The following is a 26,696-nucleotide window of genomic DNA, read 5'->3' as shown; positions in this document are numbered from 1 at the left end:
ATAAATAATAAAACGGATTCGCCTTTCTGGCGAATCCGTTTTATTTTGTCCCACTCCATTTTAATCCTTGACGTTTAGTTCCCTTTCTATTCTGTTTTTACCAGACAATAAGAAACTGGAAACAAAAACAAATTTCTATTTCATTTCAGTAATAGCGAACATTTGTTTTTTTCCATATCCTAATAATGCAAATTCCGGCCTTTTTCTCAGCAAAATTTATAAGACACCCCCTAATTGTATGTACAACACGATGAAAAATTAGCTGTTATAAAAATTTATACCAAAAACTATTGTATGTATCCTTTTTATTTTATATAATTTATTCGTACAAATTGTCTTTGCTATCTATTTCTCCCCATTTGAAAGGAGCGTTCTTCATGCTACATCAAAAAATTTATTTGACTGATGAAAAGGATGCCTATCTTATTACTTATCTTCACGATCGTTATGAGCAAGACTGGGAAGACGTAGGAGAATGGTTGCCTCCTAAGCGTCCCGCTCTTATCCTATTGCCCGGCGGTGGCTATAGCTACTGTTCAGACCGCGAGGGAGAACCGGTTGCCTACCCTTTCCTTTGCGCTGGTTATAACGTTTTTGTTCTGATTTATCGTACAGGTGACAAATCAGTCTGGCCTGCGCCATTGGAGGATGTAGCCAAAGCCGTCTGGACCGTCCGTCAGCACGCGGACGAATGGAACATCGATCCATGCAAAATTGCAGTCGGTGGTTTTTCTGCCGGTGGAAACCTAACTTCCATCCTTGGCACACAATGGCATCGCGGTGTGGAGGAACGCCTCGGGATTCCTCGGGGGGGAAGCCGTCCCGATGCCATGCTCCTTGCTTACGCACCGGTAGAAATGGAGCAACGTCCGTCTTCCAACACCCAACTTGGCACATTACTGAAAGATCGCCCAGAGGAGCTTAGCTCGGTTCGCTACGTAGACAACCAGACTCCGCCTGCTTTTATCTGGCACACGGTGAACGATGAAAAGGTTCCGGTTAAAAATGCGCTCCTATTTGCAGCAAAATGTTTAGAGTTCCAAATACCTTTCGAGTTGCACATTTTTGAACACGGTCCGCATGGACTTTCGCTTAACAGCGATCTCACAGCTTACCATCTGGAACATCCGGTAAACGTCAGCAGTTGGGTTCCTTGCTGTATCGATTGGCTGAATAAATTGTTCGCATTTTGAGATCTCCTTATTTCTCAATTCTAATCGTCCCTCATGCTCATTTTCGGAGGTGATAAAATGGAAAAAAGCGAAGAAATCCTAACAGTCGAAAACCTCACAAAGTCCTTTGGGCCTGTTAAAGTGCTGGATAATGTTCAACTCTCCGTAAAGAAAGGAGAGGTCCACGCTCTAGTGGGAGAAAACGGCGCAGGCAAATCCACCATGATGAATATCGTGTCCGGGGTATACCAGCGGGACAGCGGTCGTATTTGTTTAGATGGGGAAGAAGTTAATTTTATCTCACCTCGTCAAGCCTGTATGGCCGGAATTGGCTTTGTCCATCAGGAGATGTCTTTGTGTCCCCATATGAGTGTAGCGGAAAATGTCTTCATGTGGAACATTCCCACCAAGCGTGGCGGTGCGGTTGATTTTGTACGGCTATATGAAGAAACCAACTTGCTTCTGCGTCGCTTCGGTGCGGGCTTTGATGCCCGTACACGTACGGGAGAACTAAACGTGGCTCAGCAACAGGTTGTTGAGATCGCACGCGCCCTTTCCATGAATGTAAAACTCATTATTTTTGATGAACCAACTTCCTCTCTCACCGAAAGTGAGACGGAAAATCTTTATCATTCTATTGAAATGCTGAAAGACAGTGGCGTCGGCGTGATTTACATCTCACATCGTATGCCGGAGATTTTTCGCATCTGTGATCGCGCCACAGTATTGCGAGATGGAAAATATGTGGATACTTTGTCAATCCATGAAGTCACGCCAGATGATATCGTACTCAAAATGGTAGGACGTAGCCTTGGGGACTATTATCCTCCCAAAGCCTCTGTCCCGCCCGGTAAAGAACTGCTTCGTGTAGAAAATCTTTCTGGCAAACGCTTTCAAAACATCTCTTTTACTCTTAAAAAGCATGAAATTCTCGGTTTTTCTGGGTTGGTGGGCTCTGGACGTACAGAGGTAATGCAGGCTTTATGCGGTTTTTTGCCCTACACTCAGGGACAAATCTGGTTGGAGGGACAAAAATTCTGTGGCAAAGTAAAAAGTTCCGAGCTCATTCGTCTGGGCCTTTTTTATCTCACCGAAGACCGAAAAGCTAATGGCCTGTTTTTGAACATGACAACACGTCGCAATATCTCCGTCACCGTGCTAGAGGAGTTCTGCCATCACGGCTTTTTAAATAATGAGGAAGAAAAAAACCTTTCTTCTGCCATGATCCACGAGATGGATGTGCGTGTAGCTTCCGACCTTACCCCCGCAGGTGCAATGTCTGGAGGCAATCAACAGAAAGTCATGATCGCCAAATGGCTTGTCGCTCATCCTCGGGTGCTGATCATGGATGAACCTACCCGAGGCATTGACGTGGGTTCCAAAAGCGAGATCCACCACAAGCTCCGCAAACTAAGTGAAGAGGGAATCGGTGTGATTGTTGTCTCTTCCGAACTGCCAGAGATCATCGGAGTCTGCGACCGGGTAGTCGTGATGCACGAAGGCTCCGTGGTTGGAGAAGTCGTCGGTAAGGATATCAATGAGGAGACCTTGATGCTGATGGCCTCCAACCGAAAAAAAGGAGTTGATGCAATATGCGAAATGTAAAAAAATTTTTCGCTAACTTCCGCGAAGCCACTGTCCTCCTTATTGTACTTCTTGCGGGTTTGGTGCTCTCTTTAATTTCCCCTCATTTTTTTACATGGGCAAATCTTCGCTCGGTATTAATCGGCTTGAGCTGTACCGCCATTCTTGCAATCGGAACGACAATTGTTATGGCTGGAGGTGCTATCGATATCTCTCTGGGTGCACAACTCGCTATGTCCGGTTCAATCGTCGGTGTTCTCTTTATCAAAGGGGTTCCTATCCTGCTGGCTATCCTCATTGCTCTTCTTTCCTGCGCCGCAGTCGGTCTTTTAAATGGCATCATTATCAGTTATACCACCCTTAATCCCATGATTTGTACTCTTGGCACCCAATTTGTATGCCAAGGTATTGCCAATGTCATCACAACGGGGTCCCCCCAATCGCTCCGTTCTGCGCCAGAATTTTTTTCTTTCATCGGCAAAGGATTTGTCGGTGGATTTTTCCCGATGATTTTTTTAGAATTTCTCATCCTTGGCATTATTGTAGATGTCCTCATGCGTCGTTCCTCTATGGTACGTAAGGTTTATTACGTAGGGTCTAATCCTCAGGCGGCCACCTACTCCGGCATTAACGCCAAAAAGGTTAAGACCATGACCTTTGTGTTTGCAGGCGTTATGGCGGGTATTGCGGGGGTTTTGACCACCGCCCGTCTTTCAGTCGCGTCTCCCGCTGCCGGAGGGACCGTCACAATGACCGCTATGTCCGCCGCAGTTATCGGTGGTGCTTCTGCATCGGGAGGATCCGGGACGATTCTTGGTACTACATTGGCGTTGATCTTGCTCAGTCTTGTCGACAACGCACTGGTTCTTATGAGCGTGAGTGTCTACTGGCAGAATTTAATCAGTGGTGTAATTCTGCTTGCCGCCGTACTTCTGGATTACTTTTCTCATACAAAAAAAGGTTAACCATCTACAGTTTTTGAGGCGCAAGGCACAAAGCGCTTAAAATAAAAAGAAAAAAGGAGTAAAAAATGAAAAAATTATTGTCAGTATTATTAGCGTTCACGATGGTTTTCAGCCTGACGGCCTGTGGAGGGGGGCAGAGCGCTTCTGGTAATGCAGGGACTGAACCTGCCACTTCCGGTGCGTCTGATACAATTAACTCCCCCTTAAGGGCGCAAGAGGACGAGGTCTATTATATGCTGGCATTTTATTCCGGTATTGAATATTGGAAAGGGTGTTATAACGGCTTTACCAAGGCAGCGGAACTCTATGGTGCCAAAACGGAGTTTGGCGGCCCCACCGACAGCGATATCGCTTCTTATGTTAACTACATCCGTTCTGTGATCGCTAAGAACCCCGCCGGTATCGCTTTGACATGTAATGATTCCACAGGTCTTATTGATGTCATCAACGAAGCCCGTGCAGCCGGAATTCCTGTCGTGACCTACGACTCTGACTCTGCCCAGTCCGATCGATTGGCCTATTTGGGTACCGGCAACTATAACGCCGGTGCCGCTGCCGCAAAATTTATCGCTGAGCAAATCGGCCATGCCGGTGAGGTCGCTATTGTCGGCAGCCCTTCCGGCAGTGAAAGCCAGATTGACCGCATCGATGGTTTTGTGGAGTATATGGAAAAAAACGAACCTGATATTCAGGTGGTCGCGATAGAAGACGGCAAAGCCGACTCCGTTGAATCTTCTAAAGCAGCTGCTTCGATCATGCAGGCCTATCCTGGAGTGAAAGGATTTTATACTACCAGCGCTCAGATGGGTGCGGGCGTTGCCACCGCTGTCGAGGAATCCGGCAACACAGGTGAGATCAAAATTTGTGCCTTTGACACTGATAATGCGACTTTAGACTTCATCAAAGCGGGAGTCATCACCGGTTCAGTGGCACAAGGAGTTGAACTGATGGGGTATTGGTCTTTCCAATTTTTGTTTCAGACCCAGCACGATCTGGTCGTAGATGAATGGGAAGAAAATCGTCTTACCCCTCTCCCTACAACTGTCGACACCGGCGTTTCAATCGTTACTAAGGAAAATGCAGATCTCTTCTATGCAGAAAGCTAATCAAGTCTCACAGATATTTTTAAACAGCCTGGGGAATTCCCCAGGCTGTTTAAAAAATGATTGATACATAATAGTTTTATATAGGAAAGCATTCGCTTTAAAATTGCATTTTAATACTTTGGGCTGAAAACGGATTGAAAAGGTGGAGACCGCTTCGCGACCTGCGAGACAGCTGTCTTTCATTGCTACCAAGGTGGTCCGCAATTGAAAAAAGCAAAGAATATGGTACAATGGTAGAAAACGGTAAATAGGATGTAATTATATGAAACAGCAGCCCAAATACCAACTTCTCGCTTCCCAAATCAGTGATGAAATTACCCGAGGAATTTATAAAGAAGGGGATCGTCTTCCCACCGAAAATGAATTGACGGCAACTCATTGCTTAAGCAGGCAGACTGTGCGCCAAGCGCTCTCTATCCTGGAACGGGATGGACTTATTGAACGCCGCCAGGGCAGCGGTTCTGTTGTTCGGCATTCCCATGTGCAGTCTACACCCAGTTACAATATTGCCGTTATCACTACCTATATCAGCGAATATATTTTCCCCGATATCCTGCGCGGAATCGAGGAGGTCCTCTCTGCAGAAAATTACTCCCCCCTTGTGTTTGCTACCCAGAACCGAATCGACAACGAACGCAAAATACTGTTGGACGTTTTATCACGGCCGTTGGACGGACTGATCGTGGAGGGCACCAAGACAGCCTTGCCCAATCCAAACCTAGACTTATACCAGAGATGGTATGACATGGGACGTCCCATTGTCTTTGTTCATAGCTTCTATCCCGGCCTTGTCTCTCCTATTTACGTAGCTACTGACGATCGCAAAGGTGGCTATAACGCTACTCAGTTTTTGATGAGCAAGGGGCATCGCCAGATCGCAGGTATTTTTAAAAGCGACGACATTCAAGGACATCGACGCTGTACGGGTTACTATGAAGCGCTATTGCAGGGGGGCCTTTCCGTATCTGACGATCACGTCCTCTGGTATACAACTGAGGATAAAAAGAACATCGCCTCTCTTCAACTTATGGAAAAGTTGGAAGGCTGCTCCGCAGTGGTCTGTTATAATGATGAGATTGCCGTGCAGGTATTAGATGCTCTAAAGGCGGAAGGAATAGCAGTGCCCCAGCAGATGGCTTTGATCAGCTTTGATAATAGTTCCTACAGTAACTATGCCTCAGTAAAAATCACTTCATGTTCACAGCATAAAAAACAAATCGGCGAAACCGCTGCACAAAAGTTACTTTCTCTTATAGCTGGCATCCCTCAAGAGCCTACTGTTGTCCCCTGGAAAATTATTGAAAAGGAGAGCACTTAAACGCTTGAGAATACGCCTTGGGAGTATATGACACTTTATCACACAAATTATCCTAACGGGTGAAAGAGAAAAAAGACGAGGTGGCAGGACATTATAACCCGTTTTCTGTTCTCTGGTAAATCTGAATCTTTAATAGAAGAAATGACGTGGATCAACTTCTTTGGTGAAGTTGATCCACGTCATTTCTATTTTTTGCAAGAATTAAAAGCTGTCACTTTTTATCTTTTGGGGAAGTTCGTTATTATTAAAATAAAAGCATTCTAAAATTTGTATTACTATTATAATACGTATTTATTTTTTCATTTTTAGGAAAAGTTAAAAATATTTTTTGTGAAAACGATAAAAAAGCAAAAACATAGTTTTATTCCGCCGAAACTATGTTTTATTTTTTGTAAAATATGTATATTGCTAAAATAGAATAGATCATGTAGACTAAATTTATAATTGTTCGTACAATTTTGTTATTTTAGTTTTTTGTTTAATTTGTATGTGTCTTTTGTCAAATTGTCTATACTACCAGCACCTTATATGCTTCATCGTTTTAGTTCTTTTGCACCGCTTTTCCTGATTAAAAATCGTTCATAAAAATTTTGTAGTTTACTTCCAATCCAAATGTTAAAACCGTAATTAAAAAGGAGAGAGAAAAGTGTCTCACCCCCAGAAATTAATTAGATGCGGCGATACCGTTCTGGGCCTTGAGTTGGGGTCCACCCGGATCAAGGCCGTGTTGATCGGTCCGGATCACGCCCCGCTGGCTTCCGGCAGTTATGAGTGGGAAAATCGGCTGGAAGACGGGTACTGGACCTATCGTCTGGACGATGTCTGGACCGGCATTCAAAGTGCATACGCCAGCCTTGCCGGGGCAGTGGAGGCCAAATACGGCGTTCCCCTCTGCAGTGTCAAAGCGATGGGCTTTTCGGCAATGATGCACGGTTATCTGCCGTTTGACCGCGATGGGCGCCAACTGGCGGCTTTTCGCACCTGGCGCAACACCACCACCGGCCAGGCCGCGGCTGAACTGACCGGCCTGTTCGGCTTCAACATCCCCCAGCGCTGGAGCATCGCTCATCTGTATCAGGCGATCCTGAACAGAGAGGAACATGTCAAGGAACTCGCCTTTCTCACCACGCTTGCAGGTTATGTGCATTGGCAGCTGACCGGTGAAAAGGTGCTGGGCGTCGGCGAGGCCTCCGGCATGTTTCCCATCGACAGCGCAGCCTGCGATTTTGACGCGGGGATGAAAGCAAAGTTCAACGCGCTGCTGAAAGAGCGCGGCCTGCCCTTTCTCCTGGATGACGTGCTGCCGCAGGTATTGCCCGCCGGCGCGCCGGCGGGTCGGCTGACCCCGGAGGGGGCCCGCCTGCTGGACCCCAGTGGCCGCCTGCAGCACGGCATTCCCCTCTGCCCGCCCGAAGGGGACGCCGGCACCGGTATGACCGCCACAAACTCGGTCGCGGCGCGCACCGGCAATGTGTCGGCCGGCACTTCCGTCTTTGCGATGGCTGTGCTGGAGAGGCCGCTTTCCAAAGTTTATCCTGAGATCGACCTCGTCACCACCCCTACTGGTAAGCCTGTAGCTATGGTGCACTGCAACACCTGCACCTCCGATCTGGACGCCTGGATCAAGATGCTTGGGGAGATGGCGGACGCGGCCGGTGCGCCGCTTGAAAAGCCCCGTCTCTATGACCTGTTTTATGCCAAAGCACTGGAGGGGGAGCCGGACTGCGGCGGACTTGTCAACATAAATTATTATTCAGGCGAGCCCGTTACCGGATTGGAAGACGGCAGGCCGCTTTTTCTGCGGCGTCCGGACGCGCGCCTCACGCTTGCAAACTTCGCCCGCGTACAGCTTTACTCCACCATGGCCACCCTCAAACTGGGCATGGACCTGCTGTTCGATCAGGAACAGGTCCGTTTGGAGCGGCTTTTGGGACACGGAGGACTATTCAAAACGGCGGAGGTCGGCCAGCGGCTGTTGGCCGGGGCTTTAAAAGTACCAGTGACCGTGATGGAAACTGCTGGGGAAGGCGGCCCCTGGGGAATGGCCATACTGGCCGCCTATATGTGCGGACGCGATCAGGAGGAAACGCTGGAAGCTTATCTCGACTCAAAAGTTTTCAGCCAGACTTCCGGGATCATCTCTCAGCCCCGGAGCGAGGACGCAGCGGGTTTTGACTGCTTTATGGAAAATTATAAAAGCGCCCTTGCCGCGGAGAGGGCCGCCGTGACGGCGCTGAAATAAAAGCGGGGTTATCCGCAGAGATCGGATACCGTTCCCTCTGAGCCCGGGCCGGCAGGTGCATCCGACTTTCGCCGCAGGGCTTTCCGCGCCTGCTGAAAAATACCGCTGTTTTTCTGACATGATAACACCTGAAAAGGAAACGGCCAAACATCCCCATCACAGACGGGGCATCTATCATAACAAGGAGGATACATAAATGAGCATGAAAGATTATGAATTTTGGTTTGTAGTGGGCAGCCAGTTTTTATATGGGCCCGAGGTTCTTGAAACCGTGGCCGCCAGGGCAGAGGAGATGACGGAAAAGCTGAACGCTTCCGGCAATCTGCCGTGCCGCCTGGTCTACAAGGTCACCGCTAAGACCAACAAAGAGATCTCGGAGGTGGTGCGTGCGGCTAATTTCGACGATCGCTGCGCAGGCATTATCACCTGGTGCCACACTTTCAGTCCCTCTAAAATGTGGATCAACGGCTTTACGGACCTGCAAAAGCCCTGCTGCCATCTCGCGACGCAGTACAACCGGGAAATCCCCAATGAAGAGATCGATATGGATTTCATGAACCTGAACCAGGCCGCTCACGGGGACCGGGAACACGGGTTTATCGCCGCCCGGCTGCGGATGCCGCGCAAGGTGATCGCAGGCTATTGGCAGGACAAAGAGGTGCAGGACCGGCTCAGCCGCTGGATGCGTGCCGCCGTCGGCGTGGCTTTTTCCAAGCAGCTCAAGGTGATGCGCTTTGGCGATAACATGCGCGAGGTGGCAGTCACCGAGGGCGACAAAGTAGAGGTGCAGGCCAAGCTGGGCTGGCAGGTAAACACCTGGCCGGTGGGACAGCTGGTCGAAACGATGGACGCTGTCACAGACCAGGAGATCGACGCCCTCATGGAGACTTATCGTTCTTTGTATGACCTTGCGACCGATGATCTGGAAACCGTGCGCTACCAGGCCAGGGAAGAGATCGCCATGAAAAAGATGATGGACGCCGAGGGCTGCCGGGCTTTCAGCAATACTTTCCAGGATCTGTACGGTATGCGGCAGCTGCCCGGCCTTGCCAGCCAGCACTTGATGGCGCAGGGCTACGGTTATGGGGGCGAAGGCGACTGGAAAGTGGCGGCGATGACTTCGATCCTCAAGGCGATGAGCGAGGGCCAGACCGGCGGCACCGCATTTATGGAGGATTACACCTATCATCTGGTAAAAGGACAGGAGTACAGCCTGGGCGCTCATATGCTGGAAGTCTGCCCCAGCGTGGCAGCCACCAGACCCCGCATCGAAGTGCATCCGCTGGGCATCGGTGACCGGGAGCCGCCCGCGCGTCTGGTCTTTGAGGGACATGAAGGGCCGGCCATCGTGGTCAGCCTCATCGATATGGGCGGCCGCCTGCGGCTGATCTGCCAGGATATCGAGTGTGTCAAACCGATCATGGAAATGCCCAATCTGCCGGTCGCCCGCGTGATGTGGAAAGCCTATCCCGATCTCACTACCGGCGTAGAGTGCTGGATCACAGCGGGCGGCGCCCATCACACAGTGCTCAGCTACGACGTCACCGCCTCACAAATGCGGGATTGGGCCCGTATGATGGAGATCGAATTTGTCCATATCACAAAAGGCACTACCGTGGAGGCGCTGGAGCACGATCTGTTCCTCTCCGACCTGGCCTGGAAACTGAAATGAGGCGGCCTGTATGCTGGAAACATTAAAAAGACAGGTGTGGGAAGCAAACCTGCTGCTGCCGAAATACGGGTTGGTGACCTTCACCTGGGGGAACGTCTCGGGCGTTGACCGCAGCCGGGGGCTGATGGTCATCAAGCCGTCCGGGGTGGACTACGAGGACCTGAGGCCCGAGGACATGGTGGCGGTGGACCTGGAGAGCGGACGGGTGGTGGAGGGAAGCCTCAACCCCTCCTCCGATACCAGGACCCACCTGGAGCTGTACCGCGCCTTTCCCGCGCTCGGCGGGGTGGTACATACCCACAGCCCGGCCGCCGTCGCCTGGGCCCAGGCCGGCAGGGATATCCCCTGTTACGGCACCACCCACGCGGATTATTTCTACGGCCCGGTGCCCTGCGCCCGGCAGCTCACCCAGGCGGAGATCGACGAGGACTATGAAAAGAACACCGGGGCCGTGATCGCGGAGACGTTCCGCGCACGCGGGCTGGATCCGGCGCAGGTGCCGGGTGTGATCTGCAGCAGCCACGGGCCTTTCACCTGGGGCACGGACGCGGCCCAGGCGGTGTATCACGCGGTGGTGCTGGAGGAGGTGGCCAAAATGGCCATCCTCACCCGGGAGGTCGACCCCAGCGCAGCCCCCGCCCCCCGGCGCGTCCAGGACAAGCATTTCCTGCGCAAGCACGGCCCGAACGCTTATTACGGGCAGAACAGCGGCTGATCGCCTTTCTCCGGCGCCCGTTTTAATGCGCCCGTTTTAAAAAGTTTTTCCTTTTTGGTTTACCTTTCTCTCTGCCCTGGTCTGAGGCCGCCGCACCGGCGCCCCGGCCGGGGCCTTTTTTATCCGAGCGCTGCGCCCTTGTGCCCCATCCTTAAATATGATATGATGAGTCGTCAAAAAATTCACAGAGCCGCGGTGTTCCGCACCGCTGCCGGAGCAGGAGTCATCGCATGCCCGATCCCTGGCATCGCCGCCCTGTGCGGCCGCCACCGGCGTTTCCCGTCCGCCGGCATAAAAAAAATAAAACGGCGCGGCCAATGCCGCGCGATGGGAGTTAAAATTTAATATGTGGTTTGTATTCACCCTTGTCACGATCCTGTTCTGGAGCGGCTCGGACCTGTTCTCAAAGATGGGTTCCGCGCCCGACGACAAAAACAGTCACTGGAAGATGGTGCTGGCCGTGGGCGCCGTGATGGGCCTGCACGCCATCTGGCAGGTCACGGTCGGCGGCGTTGCGTATGACCCGATCAACCTGCTGAAATATCTGCCCGTCTCGGCCATGTACATCCTGTCGATGATCTTCGGCTACGCGGGCCTGCGGTATATCGAGCTGTCGGTCTCCTCGCCCATCTGCAATTCCTCCGGGGCCATCACGGCGCTGCTCTGCTTTCTGTTTTTGGGTCAGCGGATGACCGGCCTGCAGCTGGGGGCCGTGCTGCTGATCAGCGCCGGCATCCTGGCGCTGGCCGTGCTGGAAAAACGGCAGGCCGACGCCCAGCGCCTTCTCGCCGGCGAAACGCCGGACAAAAAATACACCCGCAGCGTTCTCGCCATCCTTTTTCCCATCCTTTATTGCCTGATCGACGGCCTGGGCACTTTTTCAGATTCTTTTGTGCTGGACGTGGTGATGGACGAGATCACGGCAAATCTCTCGTATGAATTCACTTTCCTGCTCATGGCTGTGTTTGCTTTCTGCTGGCTGACCTTTGTGAAAAAGGAGCGGTTCCACCCCCTGCGGGAAAAGACCAAATTCGCCGCCGCCCTCTGCGAGACCGCGGGCCAGTTCAGCTATGTGTTCGCGCTGTCCGGCAACGCCATCGTGGCGGCGCCCACCATCGCCTCTTACAGCATCTTCTCCGCCCTGTGGGCCCGGCTGTTTTTGAAAGAGAAACTCACCAAGGCCCAATATGCCGTGATCGCGCTGGTGATGGTGGGCATCGCCATCCTCGGCGTGGAGTGATGCCCCGGCCTCTGCGGGAAAGGCTGCGTTTTTCCCCGCTGTCCTGTTTTTTCGCGGCGCCCCGGCCGCCCGCCTCAGCGGCTTGTCCCGGGAAATCAAAAAGACCATCCCCGCGGGGATGGTCTTTTTTTCAGCCGGAGGCAGCCGGCTTTTCACTTTTCAGCCGGAGGATAGGGCCTCCGTTCCCCGGTCCGCCCCATGAGATAATCCACGCTGGTATTAAAAAATCCAGCCAGAACGATCAGCTCATGGTAATTGGGCCAGCGGTCGCCGCGCTCGTATTTGGAAATCATGCTTTGGTCGATCCCCACGGCCAATTGCAGCGCCACCTGCGTCATTTTTGCCTCTAAACGAAGCTTTTTCAAGTTTTCCATGCCATCTCCCCTTTATGACATTCTGTCATAAAAGGCCTTGACTTATAGGTCAAATAGCACTATTATGGAAACACCAGGGCAAAAGGAGACACATGTTTTTGGAGACCCGATCTGCAGCCCTTGTCCTCCGCGGGCCATCGGGCCTCTTCCGCTCCAGACGATCAAAAATCTGCGGATGAGATCGAAAAGCGCCGGAAAAACCCGCATCCTCTGACAGCTCCTCTTTCTCCCTGCCGGAAGAACTTGCGGACGCCTTTGGCCGTCAAAGCGCCGACTTCAGGGATGCCGCTTCTCGCCAGGGCCTGCGGGATGGGGCGCGCCGGTTCGGCGGACCGGCTGTGCTGCCGGGAAAATCAGCCTCAGGCGCGGGCGGTGACTCCCTGCTTGACCGCCCCATAAACCGGGGGCAGCATGCTGCTGCCGGCGCCTGCGCCGCCCAGCGCCCGGCCCGCGTTTTTCTTCAGGCGGGCGTTACCGGCTTGCCCGCTCTGCCGCGGCCGCGCGCAGGTGTCTCCTGCACGCTGGCCCGCAGCGCATCCCCCAGCTCGATGACATTGCTGGGCCGCTGCGGCCGGCTCAGCTTGGGCCGCTTGCCCGCGATCTTGTCCTCGATCATCCGCTTGAGCCGTTTGCGGTACTCATCGTGATACTGCTCGGGCTGAAAGGGCGCTTTCATGCGGCCGATGAGGGTCTTTGCCATCTTCAGCTCCCCCGCGCCCGGGGCCTCGGTGGGGGCGATCTTGGGCAGACGCCGCACTTCCTCGTCGTAAAAAAGCGTCTCCGCAAGGATGCCCTCCTCATCCGGCACCAAAAGGACCAGGGTGTCCCGATGATCCATCACCGTGCGGCAGAGGGCCGCCGTGTGGGTCCCGCGCATGGCGTCGGCCAGCACGCGGTAAGCTTTTTCGCCCCCCGCTGTGGGCGCGGCGTGAAAGGTGCGGTCAAAATAGACCGGCGACACCGCGCCCCGGTCCACAAACTGCAGGATGGTCACCGTGCGGTCGGCGGGCGTTTTGACGCGGGCCAGGTCCTCGTCGGTGATGATGACGAATTTATCGTCCGCGTACTCAAAGCCGCGCACGATATCCTTGCCGGTGACCTCTTTCTGGCAGTGGCCGCACACCTTTTTATAGCGGATGCGGCGGTGGTCTCCCCGGTGCAGCTGGTTGAAGCGCACATCCAGGTCGCGCGTGGCGGTGTGCAGCGTCACCGGGATCTGCACTAGCCCAAAAACGATGTTGCCCTTATATGCGACAGCCATTTTAAAGCGCCTCCTTTTTGGGGGAGGCGCACCGCTGCCGGCCGGGCAGACCGCAGGGCATAAAAAAGCCTCCCGGGGGTTAGCGTTCCCCGGAAGGATCTTTTTTATGTGCGATACACAGGCGGCGGGCCGTCCTCCTCTGCCCGGGCGGCGGCCGGGCTGCCGGCGCAGACGGCCCTCTGCCCGGCGCAGCCGCTGCGCATCGCTTCCGGGTCTTATACCGCGCGCCCGGCGCAGGAGCGCTTCCGCCCCAAAACGGTCCTGACGTTCCCGCGCGGTCCGCCGCGCTGCCCAGGGTGGCCGCTGCTGATCGCCGCCGTTAAGGATGCTCCGCGCTGGCGATCAGATACTTGAAGATCTGCGGTTTATATTTTTCATACAGGCCCAGGTTGGTATAGAGATCGCGGTAATAGCCGAACAGGTTCCGCTTGGTCTCCAGCGCGCTGCGCCAGTGGATCTGGGTGGCGGTGATGCTCTTCTCATTCTTTACATAATAGTAGATGGGGACGGGCAGCGCCGCAAACCGCTGCGCATAGCGGATATACTCCAGATTGAAGAGGAAATCCTCGCTCCAGCCCAGGTCCACATTGCACTGGATGCCGTAGCGGCGGATGATCTCCTGCCGGTAGAGCTTGTTCCACATGACGCCATAATAAAAGCTGGCGGGCTCCTCCATCAGGTTTTTGGCAAATTCCAGCTGGTCCATCACCGCGTCTTCACACAAAAAGCCGTGCGCGGTCTTTTCTTCCCCGATCACCCGCCAGTAATGGGAGATGACCATGTCCGCCCCCGTCGCCTGCGCCCGGTCCACCAGCAGCCGCGTGGCCTGCGGGTCAAGATAATCGTCGCTGTCCACAAATTGCAGATACTCGCCCTCCGCCTGGGCCAGGGCGGCGTTGCGGGCGGCCGACACGCCGCTGTTGGGCCGGTCGATCACCCGCACCCTGCCGTCCACCCGGGCATACATCTCGCAGATGGGCAGGCTGGCGTCCCTGCTGCCGTCGTTGACCAGCAAGACCTCGATCCGCTCATAGCTTTGCCGCCGCACGCTCTCAATGCAGCGCGCCAGATCGGGCGCGGCGTTGTACACCGGCACGACGATACTCACCAGCGGCTTCGTCATCTTTTATCCCCCTTTCTCCGCGCGGCAGAGCGCGCTTTTTCCGGCGCCCGCCGGCTGTGCCCCGCAGCACTTCCGGGCACAGGGCCGCAAGGCCCGGCCCGGGACAAAAGGCGGCGGTGGGCTTTGCGGCGTCCCCCAAAAGCCGGTTTTTCTCCGGCGGCCGCACGGGGAACGCCTGCCCGCCGGTCGGTATGGGGGCTGCCCTGCTGTCCCTGCGCCGGGGTGGCTCCGCTCCAGGCCGCTCGCTCCGGGCCGTCCTGGTGCAGATGCGCCACCGGCGTTTTGCTCCTGTCTCCCCGCAGCAGCGCCGCAGCGCGCCCGGCCTCAGCAGCCGAAGACCTCCTCAAACAGCACGCAGAACTCCTGGTACATCCCCGTGTCCTGCAGCGGTGCAAACGCGCGCAGCAGCCCGGCATAATACCAGCGCTGCTGGGCCCGGCCGCGCCTGAATCGGTCCCAGACCGCCTCTCCCTCGCTCTCATGATCCGCCGCGATACTGCGCAGGTTGGACAGCTTGTCGGCGCAGGCCAGCAAAAGTGCCTCATAGGGCGCGTCCCTCTGCAGATATTCCACTGTGTGGGCTTTGCGCTCCTCCCAGCTTTTTGTCTTGTCCTCCGACGCAGACAGCACCAGCAGGGCCACGGCGCGGCCAAATTCCTCTTCGATCTGCTCGGGCGCGATATGGGCGTCTTCCAGCGTGTCGTGCAGCAGCCCGGCGAGGATGAGCTCCTCCGGCGCGCCCTCTGCAGTGAGCAGCTGCGCCACCTCAAAGGGATGGACCAGATAGGGTATCTCGGTTCCCTTTCTCTTCTGCTGCCCGTGCGCCAGCGCGGCGAACTGGATCGCCGCGTGGATCTTGTTGACCGGCATTTTATCTCCTCCTTACAGACATTTTTCCATAACAAAATTGGGGAGCGTGACCCCGCCGCGCTCCACCTGCTGTGCGCGCAGCACCCGGTAGCCTCTGGCCTCAAAAAACGGCCGGGCTGTGACAGAGGCATGGGTGGTGACGGCCCGGCAGCCCGCATAACAGGCGCGGGTCTCCAGCGCGGTGCAGAGCACGGCGCCCACGCCTTTTCCCTGATGTGCGGCGTGTACGTAGAGCCGGTCCAGATACCCCGCGGCCTCGTCCAGGTCGGCAAATCCCAAAAGGCCGCCGGCCCCGTCCTCCGCCACCAGGGAAAAATGCGCCTCCAGCGTTTCATGCCAGCGGGCCGCGTCGATCTGCCCCGGCGCCCAGGCGTTCAACTGCTGCGGGTCATAGTCCCCGGCGTTTACCGTATGGACCGTATCATAAAACAGCTGTGCCAGCGCGGGCAGGTCCCGGTCCTCATAACTCCTCAGCCGTATCTCCACCTCTTCCGCCTCCCCCGTCTGCGGTCCCTTCCTGTTTAGTTTACCGCACCCCGGGGCCGGGCTCAAGCAATTTTTCCAAAAAGGCCCCGGCAGGCGCCAAAACGGGCCCGGCTGCGGGGCGCAGCCTTTTTCTAAAGGGAGGTGAAGAAAGCCGCGCGCATCCCCTTGTCCGGCGCCTCCGTCCGCGGGCGGGGGCCGGACAGGCGAAAAAAACGCAGCTTCAGGCCAGGGCTTTCGGAAACAGCGCAAATGCGGCCGGGGCGTGAACGCTTGCGGGTCGCCCGCAGGTCCGGGCCCGTCCTGCACCCCAGGCCCGGCCCCAAACCGCAGGCGCCGAAAAAAGGCTGCTGCCGCACGGGAGCCTCTATCACGAAACATGCCCGGCAAAAAGCGGGCAGCCTCAGCGCCTTAAACCGCCCGTGCGGGCCGCGTTTCAATGCCCGCTTTCGTCTGCCGTGACTTGCCGCGGCCCGAGTGCCTGACGGCCGCGCGGGAGGCCAAAAAACAGCCCCGGCCTGCCTTTATTGCTCCGCGTTTCTTCTTCATCGCATCGTGAGGATCGCTTTATAAACAGAACTTTATCGTCTATCCCAAAAATGAAAATGAAAAAGGAGTGCTTCAAAATGGCAAAAGATCGTTTTATAGAAGTTTATGACCAGGGGGTCACCAACGTCAGAAAAATCATTGTAGATACAGAAACAGGAGTAAACTATCTGCTGATGTCTTCCAACAAGACCAATGGCTGCGGCATCACCGTTTTGATGGATAAAGACGGTAAACCGATCGTTACGCCCCTCAACGGAGAAGATCGGTCATGACCCGGAAGCTGAGCGCTGTGCCGTCTGCCGAGAAATAACAAAAGAGAAAGGGCGGCGCATCTTTACAAAGCAGAAATTTTAACAGGGAGCGCGAAATAGAGTTCGGCAATGCAAATAAAGACGACCCACGATGTCAGACAAGCAGAGGGACGAAAACGCCGTCCTGACCAGTGCCTGTGACCTGCGATTCCAAGCAGTGCGCACGCCGATCAAAGGGACCATCCGCTGCTGTGTTCAGAAAATATCAGCAATTTTATACTGCAAGTATATGAAAATGCTCTACTCTGCATTTGTCCTGCTGTCATTTGCTCGGCTTCGCATCCAACGATAAAGCGGTCGATCCACGCGGATCGGCCGCTTTTTGTCAGAAAAAGGACGCCGGTCAGGCGTCCAGAAGCTGTCCCATCAAAACTTATGCCATCGCGGGGGATTTTGGAATAAAAAGGATCTTCTTCAATTTACAAATTGCGGATGAACACTGCCCTCCTGCGTTCCCTCTGCAACTTGTCTATAAAATTTTGTATTGTATAGTGATGATATGTTCTCTCAAGCGCTCCGGCCGCTTTTGCGCCCCCGATGCGGCTGAGGCGGGCAAGTGCCCTGGCGCCGCCGGCGTCCCCGCAGCCGGGCAGTTCCCCGCGCGTCGCCGCCGTCCGGCTACGCCCGGCAGAGCGGAATTGCAAAAAAGCGCTTCCCGCGCCGGCCGGCACAAGGGCAAGGCCGGCGCCGCGTTTACCCGCGGACGTCCCAGACTTCCGCCGGGGCCTTGCGGGGCCGGGCCGCGGGCTGCTCGGCCGGGTGGCCCAGTGGCGTGACTGCCACTGCCACCGCCTGGGCGGGCAGGCCCAGCGCCTCCTTGACCTGCTCCGCGTCAAAGGCGCCAAGCCAGCAGGTGCCAAGGCCCAGTTCCGCCGCACGCAGCAGCATAAAGCTGAGTGCAATGGAACAATCCACCGTGGAGGCCGACTGGCCGCAGGCCATGAGGGGGTCGTCCTCTGCCCAGACCACCAGTGTGACCGGCGCTTCCCCCACCTGCTTCTGATCCTTGCAGGCCGCCATCAGCCGCTCCCGCAGGGCCGCGTCCCGCACGGCGGTGAAGTGCCAGGCCTGCCGGTTGCGGGCCGAGGGGGCCAGCCGTCCGGCCTCCAGCACCGATTCCAGCTCTTGCTGCGTCACCGGCTGGCTGCTGTAGCTGCGCACGCTGCGGCGCGCCTGGATCGCTTCCATCACTGTCATACCGATCATCCTTTCCATTTTCAGCTCCCTATTTTTCACAGCAGGGGAAGCGGGTTTTCCTTTTCCTCTGCTGCCCGTACCTGTTTTTGCGGCGCGCCCGCCCCAGCGGCCGATGGAGAGAGGCTGCTCTTCCGTTTTCACGCATGGCCGCACAGAGCGCCCCCGAGCCCGCAGGCCTGCGGCGTTTTGTCCTGCGTCAGACCGCCGAAAAGCAGAGCTCCGCTTTCGCGGACACCCGCATCGGCTGTCGGCAGAGCAAATAACCTTTCACTCAGCGGCCGATGCCGCAAGTTTGCCATAGGCAAACTTCGATAGTGTTCTCTCCCGCTCAGCTGTCGGCAAAGCCAATAACCTTTCACTCAGTGGCCGATGCCGCAGCTTTCCTGCGGACAAACCTTGAAAGCGTCTTTCCCTTATCCGCGGCATCCTGCCGCCTGCCTGTGAAATGCGCCGCTCTCCGGCACGTTCTCTATGTAAAAGCTTTGCCGCGACACGCCCCCGCTCACGGCCCAGGCTTCGCTGCCTTTCCATCGAGTTCCGCGCGCAGTAGCCCGGGTCCCCGCTCATAGGGCAGGCTCACCTCCGCCAGCAGCGCCCGGTAAAAATCAGCTGCCGCCGCCCTGCGCAAATGGGCTAGCTGCGCGCCGCGCCGGGTAAAGAACCTGCCGTACAGCCCCTCCAGCTTATATCGGTATTCATGAAAAAAAGAGGGAGGCTCGTCGCCCGCTCCATCGGCCACCCGCCCCTGCGGCGTCATGGAATACAATGGCTGGCCGGCGCGGCCGAGATAAAGCAGGGTGCGGGCAGCGCCCAGCGCCCCCGCCGCCTCCAGTTTGTCGGCGTCAAAGAGGATCTTTGCCTCCAAGCTCTCGGGGGGCTGCTCTGCGCGGAAGCGATGGGTGCGGATGCAGGCCGCCGTCCGGCGGGCGGCGACTTCTCCAAAGCCGTGTTCCATCAAAAAACGCCGCGCCTTTTCCGCCCCCACGGCGGCATGGTCCAGGCGGGGGTCCTCAAACTGTTCCCGCCGCCCGATATCGTGCAGCAGGCAGGCGCAGATCAGCACGTCTTTGTCTGCTCCCTGTTCCGTCCCGGCGATGTCCAGCGCAGTGTACAGCACCCGGTAGATGTGCTCCTTATCGTGGGCGCTGTCTTTCATACAGTGGAGCATATAGTTTTCCAGCAGCTGATAGACTTCCTGTGTCATCTGTTTTCTCCCTTCTCACCGCTCAAAAGCGCAGCTGCTCGCCGCCGCCGGGGGGCAGCTGCGCCTCCCGCACCAGTTCGGGGCCCTGCTGGGCGGCCAGCAGCCGGGCCGAGGTCTCGTCAAACAAATACTCCTCTGCGTTCTCCGGCGCGATGAGCACCGGCATGCGGTCATGGATCTCCGCCATCGAGCTGTTGGCCGCTGTGGTCAGCACCACAAAGCGGTCCCCCTCGGGGCCGCGCTTCCAGCAGCCGGCCAGCAGCAGCGGCGCGCCGTCGGCGCGGGCAAAGGCGTACTTCGTCTTTGGCCCTCTGCCCCGGGGAGCCAGTTTATCCCACTCAAAAAACCCGCTGGCAGGCACCAGGCAGCGGCGCAGCGCAAAACTGTCGCGGAACATCGGCCGCTCCGCCACCGTTTCAGCCCGCGCGTTCACCACAGGCTGCCGCCGGTCCTGCCCGGCAAACCCCCAGCGGGGGACAAACAACTCCGCACTGTCCTGCGCAGCGCGCACCGCCGGCGCGCGCCCGGTGGGAAAGACCTCCCCCTGCAGCCCGGCCAGCCGCTGCTGCTCCACCTGGGGCAGCCCGTGAAACAGGTCGAACAGGCCGCGCATCAGGCTTTTATCAATATAATAACGGCAGCACAAGCTGACCCGCCCCCCTCTTACAATGTTGAGCCGGACAAGGGAGCCAGACCGTCCGTCCGGCTTTCTTTCCGCCTTTTGCCCGCGCTGCGGGCATAGAAATACTCAGTCGGTCCTTGCCCTCCTGGACCCTGCGGTCCAAAACCGGGGCTGTCCGCCCTCTTCTTGCCGCGGCATCCGGTTCCACCGGGCTGCGCTTTGTGTCCGTGTCACACAATGGTTCCCATCGGCAGCGCCCCGCACAGCTGCAAAGAGGCGCGGGGCAGCCCGCAGCCGCACAGCCTGGCCGCGCCTGTGCGGCTGTTCAATCCCGCATCAGCCACAGCAGCCCTTTGGCGATGCGGTGGGGGATGCCGGTGAAATGCCCGCCGTTGTTCCACTCCAGCACCGCGTTCTGCGGTCCGAGCTGCTGCAGCAGCAGGTCTGCGGCCGCGCGGGTGGCCTGTCCCACGCGGCCCATCCTCTCGTCCCGGCTGCGCTCTTCCGCCTTACCCAGCGAGAGGTAGCAGCGGCACCCCGGCCGCGCCGGATGAGCCGCCTGCCAGGAGGCCCAGCCGTCGTACCACAGCGAGCCAGAAAGGCTTGCCGCCCGCCCGTATCCGGGCCGGGAGAGCAGCCCGTACAGGGCCAGCAGCCCGCCCAGCGAATATCCGGCCAGGGCGGTGCTACGCGCGCCTGGGAGAACATCGAAGCGGGCAGCCACCGCCGGTTTTACTGTGCCCTCCAGCAGGTCGAGATATGCGTCCGCGCCCCCGGAAAAGGGCTGCCGCCCCTGCAGTGCAGGCGCGGGCCAGGGGGTATAGTCCCGCTCCCAGTCCGCCGGCGCGGTCCAGCACATCAAAAAGGGGGCGCAGCCCTGTCCCAGCAGCGGCTCCACTTCGCCCATGATCTGGGGCAGCTGCTCGCTCAGCGCATCTCCCGCCGCCATCTGCACCAGCGGCAGCGCCTGGCCCGCGCCCGGCGGCGCGTAGACAAAGACGCGCCGCCCGCCCGCCATAAAATCGCTCACTTTGCCCCTCATCCGTTTTTCCCCCCGCTGTGGGCGCCGTCCGCCGGACCGCGCCCCGCAGCCGCGCACCCGGCCCTGTCTCCCCTAAAAAGCCCCGCTCATCCCGCGCCGCGCACCCGGTCTTTCTGTCTCCAGTATACCACACCTTGGGCGGCGCGGCACAACAGCTCAGCGGTAAACTTTCACCCGCTTTTCCAGCGGCTCAAACGTCTTTTCGCCCGGCGCGCCTGCGGGCGCGCCAAACGGCATCTGGGCCAGCAGCTGCCAGCTGTCCGGGATCTGCCAAGCCTGCTTGACCGCCTCGTCAATGAGCGGGTTATAGTGCTGCAGCGACGCGCCGAGGCCCGCCTCTTCCAGCAGGGCCCAGACCGCAAGCTGCAGCATACCGGCCGCCTGCTGGGCCCAGACCGGAAAGTTATCGCGGTAAGCGGGGTTCTGCTGCGCATAGGCGCCGGTCACCGCCGCGTCGTCGAAAAACAGCACCGTCCCGTGACCGGCTGCAAAACCGGCGATCTTCTGTTCCGTGGCGGCAAACCGGTCCCGCGGCACAATGGCCGCCAGCGTCTCCAGCGTGATCTGCCACAGCTTGTCGTGATGGGCGCCCAGCAGCAAAACCGCGCGTCCGCTTTGCATGTTAAAGGCGGAGGGCGTGTGCTTCACCGCCTGGCGGATCAGCGTCTCCAGCGCCTCGCCGCTCACCGGCGACTCCTTTGAAAGCGCATAACAGCTGCGCCTTTCCTGCAGTGCTTTCAGAAAACCGTCCATTTTTTGACCTCCCCTGTTTCACATAAATTCCAAATCATATACTTAAATAGTATATTTTTATTATACCTCTTTCGCTCCGCCCTTTCAACCGGCGGGCGCGCCCGCTGCACGCCCGCACGGGGACCCGGCTGCAGCCGGGGGAAAGCGCCCCCGCCGCCGGCAGGCATGCACTGCGGGCTTGCGCCGGGCGGCCGGCGGCGGTATACTGGTAACAAACAAATGTCCCGCAGCCGCGGCCCGCTTTATCCGGCCCGGCCGGGCAAAAAGGAGTAGTTGCGAAATGGACAGCAAACAGTTAGCCGCACAGGTACAGGAGTATGTCGTCGCTTTCCGCCACGAACTGCATGAGCACCCGGAACTGAGCATGGAGGAAGTGTGGACCACCGACCGCATCGTCAAAGAGCTGGAGTCGATGGGCCTGACCGTCCACCGCTTTGAGCCCACCGGCGCCATGGCGGACATCAAGGGCGGCAAGCCGGGCAAGACCGTGGCCCTGCGCGCGGATATCGACGCGCTGCCGGTGGAGGAGCACACCGGCCTGCCCTTTGCCTCCAAGATAGACGGCGTCATGCACGCCTGCGGCCACGACACCCACGCGGCCATGCTGATGGGCGCCGCCAAGGCGCTGGTCAGCGTGAAAGACGAGATCCCCGGCACCGTGCGGCTGATCTTCCAGCCCGCCGAGGAGACCGTGCAGGGCGCCAAGGCCCTGGTGAAGCAGGGCGCGCTTGAGGGCGTGGACATGATCTTTGGCCAGCACATCGCCGCCATGATGCCGGTGGGCGCCGTCGCCACCGTCGCCGGGCCGTCCGCCGCCGCCTCCGACCACTTCGGCATCAAGGTCCACGGCAAGGGCTGTCACGGCGCGATGCCCAACACCGGCGTGGACGCCACCCTGGCCGCCGCCAACGTCGTCACCGCCCTGCAGAGCATTGTCAGCCGCGAGATCGCCCCGGCCGAACCCGCCGTGGTCACCGTCGGCCGCTTTGTCTCGGGCACCAAAAACAACATCGTCTCCGGCGAGGCCGAAATGGCCGGCACCGTGCGCACTTTTGACCGCGAACTGCGCAAAAGCATGCCCGAGCGCATCGAGCGCATCGCCAAGGAGATCGCCGCCGCCTACCGCTGCACCGCCGACGTGGAATACGAGTTTGCCGTGGACGTGCTGATCAACGACCAGCACGCCACCGACATCACGCTGGGCGCGCTGAAAAAGGTGGCCGCCGACCCGCGCATGATCCTCACCAATCTGCCCCGCCAGATGGGCGCGGAAGATTTTGCCGAGTACACCCCGGTGGTGCCGGGCTCGTTTGCGATGCTGGGCGGCGGCGGCGAGTACCCGCAGCACAGCGACAAGTTCTGCATCGACGAGCGCTGCTTTGAGACGGGCGTCGCCTTCCTCATCCAGGTGGCGTTCGACGCGCTGAATGCGTGATCTGCAGCCCTCTTTTCCGGGCGGCCGCGGAGGACGGCTTTGGGGCTGAAAATAATTTTTTCGATATTCTCTCTTGACATCCGTCTCACTTCGTGGTATTCTAATCTAGCCCCAAAGAGTGGGGCGGATATCGCGGAGTGGAGCAGTCCGGTAGCTCGTCGGGCTCATAACCCGAAGGTCGTAGGTTCAAATCCTGCCTCCGCAACCATGTTTACTTAAGACCGCTTTTAAGGTGCTTTGCATCTCGAAAGCGGTCTTTTCTTTTTCTTCGCCCTCTTTGGTGTCAATGCGCTCTATCAGCAGCCGCACAGCTTCCCGGTCCGGCGCCGCTTTAATGCTTTCCAGCCAGGATTTGATCGTATCCACCGTGAAGTCTTTCGGAGGTTCTGTCGCTTTCAGGATGGCAATCTCCTGTTTGACCTCCCGCATCTTTTCTCCCATGTCGGCCACGATCTCCGGCGGCAGCGCTCCGCTGGCAAGATTTTGCATGAGGGCGTCGTACTGCGCCTGTCGTTCTCTGATTCGCTTTTTCAGCGCTTGCTTAAACTCCGACATGCGCCGGCCCTCTCCTGCTTGATACTGGCGCAGCGCATCTGCGATTTTTTGCTGATTTTCCGTGTTGAGCAGCTCCTGAACATACTCCCGTGCAGATCTGTCTACTTCTTCCATATGCACGACCGGTGCGCCGCACTTTTTTGAGCAGGTGTAGTACTGGTACTCGTGGCCTTTGCGCCGGGTGGTGATTCCGTGCATCTTTGCCCCACAGCGGCAATATACAAGACCGCTGCACAGATATCGGTCGCGTCGGCCCGTCTGTTTGCGCTCGTCCATGATTTTCTGTACCTCCATAAATTGTGCCCTGTCGACGATGATCGGCAGGGCGTTTTCTTTTCGTATCGCGTCCGGCTTTGATCTCCGCTTTGCCCGTTTGTCGGCCTCTACAGGACTATATAAGTATACGCCGGTATATTTTTCGTTGCGGAGGATCTCATAAATTTGAGGGTATTTTATAGGCTTTCCTCGCTTGCCGGTTATGCCTGCTGCGGCCATCTCCTTGCACAGGGCCGCAAACCCCTCTCTGCGTTGAGCTGCGTCAAACATCTTTCGCACATAGCCCGCTTCCAACTCATTGACCACATACTGCTGATTCACAATATCATAGCCAAAGGGGGCATATCCCCCCGTATGCAATCCTTTTTCTGCGACCTCTTTCAGGCCTTTCCGCGTCTCCTGGGCCAAATTATCAACGTAATATTCCGATAGCGACCACATGAGAGCTTTCATGATTTTTGCCTCGTTGCTCTCCCCGAAATCCTGAGCCACAGCCACCAACCGCGCACCGCTTTTTTTCAACCGCGCTTCCAGATTGACGTGTTCCCCCAAATTTCGGGCCACACGATCATATTTATGTACCAGGATGACGGAGACCGCGCCCTTTTCACAGTCCCGCAGCAGCTTTTGATATTGCCGCCTAGACGCCGTTTTTGACCCCTTTCCACTGATTGCCTCATCTGCATAGACCTCGGACACCAAAAGCCCGTGCTGGGCCGCGTAGTCGCGGCAGGCGCGTATCTGAGCCTCTATGCTCAGTTCCGTTTGTTTGTCGGATGAAAAACGGGCATAGATTACTGCCTGTTCGATGATCTTCACCTCCCTTGACGATTTTTACAGATTACGGTCGGTGGGGGATTTTTCCCGTTTCACTATTGCGGCGGATGACATTTGGAACAGGGGGTATACCCTTGCGCCTTTGCATCATCCAAACTGATAGGCACTTGACTCTTTCGCAGATACTGACAACCAGCGGCATGATATTTTGCCCCTGTGTTGGTCACGTACACTGTCACCGAAACAGGCTGTTCCACCGGGGCGGCAGCCGGAGAGGGCGCCTCGGTGGGGGCTGGCGTGGGCTCTGTGGTCGGTTCGGGGGAGGGCGTCGGCTTTGGTGTGGGTGAGGCCGTTGCGATGGGGGTAGGCGCTGCGGTGGCGGCCGCAGTACTCAACGGCTGAGATACTGACGAATCCGGCCCGGCATCAACGGGGCGCGGGACGCTGAACAGTCCGACCACAAAAAGCAGCGCAAAAAGGGCGATGCGCAGATTTTTGGCCGAGCCTATGTATTTTGCCAGACTTGCAGGCAGGTCAAAATCAAAAAGCTTTTTTATTGGGCCGATAGGCGAGGAAAAAATGCCGACAATCAAAAACAGAAAACCGCTGAAGCTGCCAAAATAGGCAAGGAATCCGAACAGGCAGAACACAGAAAAGATCCAGTTCAAAATTCTGAAATTTTTTTGTTTGTTTCCCATTTTATTGATCTCCCCTTACTGAATCAGAAAAATCAATGGCACACGCTGCAGGGCGCATAGTCAAGTTGTTCTGCCCCCGAGACCGAATAAATCCGCAGGGATTTTGCCGCTTTCAAATATTGGCACCCGGGCGCATGATAGACCTCTCCATTGGGCGTTACGATGGCAACATGCAATTTTGAAAAACCTATGATAGTATTTTCCCACGGATCGCCGATTTTGGGTTCATAGGAAAGAGAGGCAAGAATGTCCAGGACTTTTTGATTTTCTTTGATCTCATTGCTCTGTTTTACAGACACAACCCCCAAAATGATATTTCCCACAAGAGAAATGATCAACAGTGCGGCCAGAAGAGGAACATGGGGCTTGCTGGGTGAAAAGTATCTTACTCTCTTTCCGCATTTGGGACAAACAGTATCCTGTGGCCCATATTCAGCTCCACAGTATTTACAAAATCTGTGCTGGGCGGAGGATGAGGGGACCGCTTCGGCCTGCGGTACTGAGGACGGAGAAGTCGCAACGGATGTGGCGGCACTTGACTCGCTGGGAGCGGCCATCGGAACTGAAACAGGGAGTTCTTCCTGTGCAGGCTGGGGCGTTACGGCTTCCGGCGGGGATGGGGGCGACACACTTTCAGCGGCGGCCGGTGCATCGGGTGTTTGAGGAGAAGAGGAGCCATCGGCTGCCCCGGCCGGGCTCTCGGCGGGGGTGACGGGCGCCATACCCTCGAAAGAGAAAAACGGAGGTTTATATGGCGTAAAAGCGTGGGCGAAATTTGAGGACCGATAAAAATAAGCAGCCCAGATCGTCGGCAGCACCAGGGGGGTGAGGAAAGAGGCGGCGGGCCCGCCCATCACGAGGACACAGAGCAGGGAGAAGACCCGGCAGCCGTAATCGACCCAAAAGCAGATGAGAAATGTACGTTTCCGCAGAGCAATAAAGACCAGCATCCCCACATACATTGCAAGCTCGATAAGGCGCAGCCCGATATCGATCGCGGCAATACTCGCGTATTCGGTGCCCCAGAAAGCGTTATAGTCAACAAACATTTCATAGGTGGTCCACAGCTCGCGCAGCAGACCAACAACCAGGGTAAAGACGAAAAAAAACGTTAAACCCGGCAACTCGGACTTTTTCTTGCTCTCCATGATT

General features: G+C 56.9%; 24 protein-coding genes and 1 tRNA gene. 12 read left to right on the top strand and 13 right to left on the bottom strand.

Translation table 11 applies throughout. The features are described from left to right. Positions 1–377 precede the first annotated feature (377 nt). The 9 genes from H8S23_RS05375 (at position 378) to H8S23_RS05335 (ending at position 12,014) form a co-directional block, all read left to right on the top strand. Positions 378–1,193, top strand: a complete 816-nt coding sequence (locus H8S23_RS05375) for an alpha/beta hydrolase (RefSeq protein WP_186887304.1) — start codon at positions 378–380, stop codon at positions 1,191–1,193. 57 nt (positions 1,194–1,250) lie between these two features. Further along, positions 1,251–2,777, top strand: a complete 1,527-nt coding sequence (locus H8S23_RS05370; protein WP_186887303.1) for a sugar ABC transporter ATP-binding protein — start codon at positions 1,251–1,253, stop codon at positions 2,775–2,777. Continuing rightward, positions 2,765–3,721, top strand: a complete 957-nt coding sequence (locus H8S23_RS05365; protein ID WP_186887302.1) for an ABC transporter permease — start codon at positions 2,765–2,767, stop codon at positions 3,719–3,721. The genes H8S23_RS05370 and H8S23_RS05365 overlap by 13 nt, the downstream gene beginning before the upstream one ends. Before the next feature lie 65 nt (positions 3,722–3,786). After that, a complete protein-coding gene (locus tag H8S23_RS05360) occupies positions 3,787–4,827 on the top strand; it encodes a substrate-binding domain-containing protein (protein WP_186887301.1) in 1,041 nt (346 codons plus the stop codon). Positions 4,828–5,089: 262 nt separating this feature from the next. After that, positions 5,090–6,145, top strand: a complete 1,056-nt coding sequence (locus H8S23_RS05355; protein ID WP_186887300.1) for a GntR family transcriptional regulator — start codon at positions 5,090–5,092, stop codon at positions 6,143–6,145. A gap of 646 nt (positions 6,146–6,791) precedes the next feature. Further along, a complete protein-coding gene (locus tag H8S23_RS05350) occupies positions 6,792–8,387 on the top strand; it encodes an FGGY-family carbohydrate kinase (RefSeq protein ID WP_186887299.1) in 1,596 nt (531 codons plus the stop codon). Positions 8,388–8,583: 196 nt separating this feature from the next. Continuing rightward, a complete protein-coding gene (araA, locus tag H8S23_RS05345) occupies positions 8,584–10,059 on the top strand; it encodes an L-arabinose isomerase (protein ID WP_186887298.1) in 1,476 nt (491 codons plus the stop codon). Positions 10,060–10,069: 10 nt separating this feature from the next. After that, positions 10,070–10,774, top strand: a complete 705-nt coding sequence (locus H8S23_RS05340) for an L-ribulose-5-phosphate 4-epimerase (RefSeq protein WP_279289063.1) — start codon at positions 10,070–10,072, stop codon at positions 10,772–10,774. A 346-nt stretch (positions 10,775–11,120) separates the two neighbouring features. Then, a complete protein-coding gene (locus H8S23_RS05335; RefSeq protein WP_186887297.1) occupies positions 11,121–12,014 on the top strand; it encodes a DMT family transporter in 894 nt (297 codons plus the stop codon). 152 nt (positions 12,015–12,166) lie between these two features. On the opposite strand, the gene H8S23_RS05330 is transcribed toward H8S23_RS05335, so the two are convergent. From H8S23_RS05330 to H8S23_RS13940, 5 genes are all read right to left on the bottom strand, one after another. Next, positions 12,167–12,379 carry a helix-turn-helix domain-containing protein gene (locus H8S23_RS05330; protein ID WP_186887296.1) on the bottom strand — a complete coding sequence of 71 codons (213 nt, stop codon included), beginning with the start codon at positions 12,377–12,379 and terminating at the stop codon, positions 12,167–12,169. 469 nt (positions 12,380–12,848) lie between these two features. Next, on the bottom strand, positions 12,849–13,649 hold the full coding sequence (gene ku / locus H8S23_RS05325; RefSeq protein WP_186887295.1) for a non-homologous end joining protein Ku: 801 nt from the start codon (positions 13,647–13,649) through the stop codon (positions 12,849–12,851). 319 nt (positions 13,650–13,968) lie between these two features. Next, a complete protein-coding gene (locus H8S23_RS05320) occupies positions 13,969–14,772 on the bottom strand; it encodes a glycosyltransferase family 2 protein (RefSeq protein WP_186887294.1) in 804 nt (267 codons plus the stop codon). Positions 14,773–15,096: 324 nt separating this feature from the next. Beyond that, the gene (locus tag H8S23_RS05315) at positions 15,097–15,642 is read right to left on the bottom strand and encodes an HD domain-containing protein (RefSeq protein WP_186887293.1); all 546 of its coding nucleotides are present in this window, start codon (positions 15,640–15,642) and stop codon (positions 15,097–15,099) included. Positions 15,643–15,654: 12 nt separating this feature from the next. Further along, positions 15,655–16,128 carry a GNAT family N-acetyltransferase gene (locus H8S23_RS13940; protein ID WP_423717503.1) on the bottom strand — a complete coding sequence of 158 codons (474 nt, stop codon included), beginning with the start codon at positions 16,126–16,128 and terminating at the stop codon, positions 15,655–15,657. 623 nt (positions 16,129–16,751) lie between these two features. Here H8S23_RS13940 and H8S23_RS05305 point away from each other — a divergent pair. Further along, on the top strand, positions 16,752–16,946 hold the full coding sequence (locus tag H8S23_RS05305; protein ID WP_186887291.1) for a DUF6440 family protein: 195 nt from the start codon (positions 16,752–16,754) through the stop codon (positions 16,944–16,946). 732 nt (positions 16,947–17,678) lie between these two features. Here H8S23_RS05305 and H8S23_RS05300 read toward each other — a convergent pair. The 5 genes from H8S23_RS05300 to H8S23_RS05280 form a co-directional block, all read right to left on the bottom strand. Then, positions 17,679–18,200: a nitroreductase family protein gene (locus H8S23_RS05300; protein ID WP_243165905.1), complete on the bottom strand. Its 522-nt coding sequence runs from the start codon at positions 18,198–18,200 to the stop codon at positions 17,679–17,681. 484 nt (positions 18,201–18,684) lie between these two features. After that, complete coding sequence (locus H8S23_RS05295; RefSeq protein WP_186887290.1) at positions 18,685–19,386, bottom strand: HD domain-containing protein; 702 nt, start codon at positions 19,384–19,386, stop codon at positions 18,685–18,687. Between the two features lie 22 nt (positions 19,387–19,408). Beyond that, positions 19,409–20,032, bottom strand: coding sequence for an SOS response-associated peptidase (locus H8S23_RS05290; RefSeq protein ID WP_186887289.1), 624 nt, complete (start codon positions 20,030–20,032; stop codon positions 19,409–19,411). Between the two features lie 301 nt (positions 20,033–20,333). Continuing rightward, positions 20,334–21,050, bottom strand: coding sequence for an alpha/beta hydrolase (locus H8S23_RS05285; RefSeq protein ID WP_186887288.1), 717 nt, complete (start codon positions 21,048–21,050; stop codon positions 20,334–20,336). 156 nt (positions 21,051–21,206) lie between these two features. Continuing rightward, entirely contained in the window at positions 21,207–21,803 is a 597-nt protein-coding gene (locus H8S23_RS05280) for a nitroreductase family protein (protein ID WP_186887287.1), read from the bottom strand. Positions 21,804–22,083: 280 nt separating this feature from the next. Between H8S23_RS05280 and H8S23_RS05275 the strand changes: the two genes are divergently transcribed. Next, entirely contained in the window at positions 22,084–23,238 is a 1,155-nt protein-coding gene (locus tag H8S23_RS05275) for a M20 metallopeptidase family protein (RefSeq protein WP_186887286.1), read from the top strand. A 131-nt stretch (positions 23,239–23,369) separates the two neighbouring features. Next, positions 23,370–23,446: transfer RNA gene (locus H8S23_RS05270), tRNA-Met, on the top strand. Here H8S23_RS05270 and H8S23_RS14185 read toward each other — a convergent pair. The 3 genes from H8S23_RS14185 to H8S23_RS05255 are packed head-to-tail and all read right to left on the bottom strand — an operon-like array spanning position 23,425 to position 26,692. Continuing rightward, entirely contained in the window at positions 23,425–24,888 is a 1,464-nt protein-coding gene (locus H8S23_RS14185; protein ID WP_186887285.1) for a recombinase family protein, read from the bottom strand. The two genes, H8S23_RS05270 and H8S23_RS14185, sit on opposite strands and share 22 nt — an antisense overlap. A 53-nt stretch (positions 24,889–24,941) precedes the next feature. Beyond that, entirely contained in the window at positions 24,942–25,544 is a 603-nt protein-coding gene (locus H8S23_RS05260) for a hypothetical protein (protein WP_186887284.1), read from the bottom strand. 32 nt (positions 25,545–25,576) lie between these two features. Further along, positions 25,577–26,692 (bottom strand): zinc ribbon domain-containing protein, encoded by a 1,116-nt coding sequence (locus tag H8S23_RS05255; protein WP_186887283.1) that lies wholly within the window; start codon positions 26,690–26,692, stop codon positions 25,577–25,579. Between the last annotated feature and the right edge of the window lie 4 nt (positions 26,693–26,696).

Source organism: Anaerofilum hominis (assembly GCF_014287275.1).
Classification (GTDB): domain Bacteria; phylum Bacillota; class Clostridia; order Oscillospirales; family Ruminococcaceae; genus Pygmaiobacter; species Pygmaiobacter hominis.
The sequence above is the reverse complement of the archived record's forward strand: the minus strand, read 5'-3'. Positions and strand labels throughout refer to the sequence as shown.

Excerpts from the sequence above, each read along its gene's own strand:
- H8S23_RS05365 (WP_186887302.1), top strand. The coding sequence starts at position 2,765 with ATGCGAAATGTAAAAAAATTTTTCGCTAACTTCCGCGAAGCCACTGTC.
- ku (WP_186887295.1), bottom strand. The coding sequence starts at position 13,649 with ATGGCTGTCGCATATAAGGGCAACATCGTTTTTGGGCTAGTGCAGATC.
- H8S23_RS05370 (WP_186887303.1), top strand. The coding sequence starts at position 1,251 with ATGGAAAAAAGCGAAGAAATCCTAACAGTCGAAAACCTCACAAAGTCC.
- H8S23_RS05280 (WP_186887287.1), bottom strand. The coding sequence starts at position 21,803 with ATGGACGGTTTTCTGAAAGCACTGCAGGAAAGGCGCAGCTGTTATGCG.
- H8S23_RS05285 (WP_186887288.1), bottom strand. The coding sequence starts at position 21,050 with ATGAGGGGCAAAGTGAGCGATTTTATGGCGGGCGGGCGGCGCGTCTTT.
- H8S23_RS05255 (WP_186887283.1), bottom strand. The coding sequence starts at position 26,692 with ATGGAGAGCAAGAAAAAGTCCGAGTTGCCGGGTTTAACGTTTTTTTTC.
- H8S23_RS05335 (WP_186887297.1), top strand. The coding sequence starts at position 11,121 with ATGTGGTTTGTATTCACCCTTGTCACGATCCTGTTCTGGAGCGGCTCG.
- H8S23_RS05260 (WP_186887284.1), bottom strand. The coding sequence starts at position 25,544 with ATGGGAAACAAACAAAAAAATTTCAGAATTTTGAACTGGATCTTTTCT.
- H8S23_RS05305 (WP_186887291.1), top strand. The coding sequence starts at position 16,752 with ATGGCAAAAGATCGTTTTATAGAAGTTTATGACCAGGGGGTCACCAAC.
- H8S23_RS05375 (WP_186887304.1), top strand. The coding sequence starts at position 378 with ATGCTACATCAAAAAATTTATTTGACTGATGAAAAGGATGCCTATCTT.
- araA (WP_186887298.1), top strand. The coding sequence starts at position 8,584 with ATGAGCATGAAAGATTATGAATTTTGGTTTGTAGTGGGCAGCCAGTTT.
- H8S23_RS05295 (WP_186887290.1), bottom strand. The coding sequence starts at position 19,386 with ATGACACAGGAAGTCTATCAGCTGCTGGAAAACTATATGCTCCACTGT.
- H8S23_RS05355 (WP_186887300.1), top strand. The coding sequence starts at position 5,090 with ATGAAACAGCAGCCCAAATACCAACTTCTCGCTTCCCAAATCAGTGAT.
- H8S23_RS05300 (WP_243165905.1), bottom strand. The coding sequence starts at position 18,200 with ATGGAAAGGATGATCGGTATGACAGTGATGGAAGCGATCCAGGCGCGC.
- H8S23_RS05340 (WP_279289063.1), top strand. The coding sequence starts at position 10,070 with ATGCTGGAAACATTAAAAAGACAGGTGTGGGAAGCAAACCTGCTGCTG.
- H8S23_RS05360 (WP_186887301.1), top strand. The coding sequence starts at position 3,787 with ATGAAAAAATTATTGTCAGTATTATTAGCGTTCACGATGGTTTTCAGC.
- H8S23_RS05320 (WP_186887294.1), bottom strand. The coding sequence starts at position 14,772 with ATGACGAAGCCGCTGGTGAGTATCGTCGTGCCGGTGTACAACGCCGCG.
- H8S23_RS05275 (WP_186887286.1), top strand. The coding sequence starts at position 22,084 with ATGGACAGCAAACAGTTAGCCGCACAGGTACAGGAGTATGTCGTCGCT.
- H8S23_RS05315 (WP_186887293.1), bottom strand. The coding sequence starts at position 15,642 with ATGCCGGTCAACAAGATCCACGCGGCGATCCAGTTCGCCGCGCTGGCG.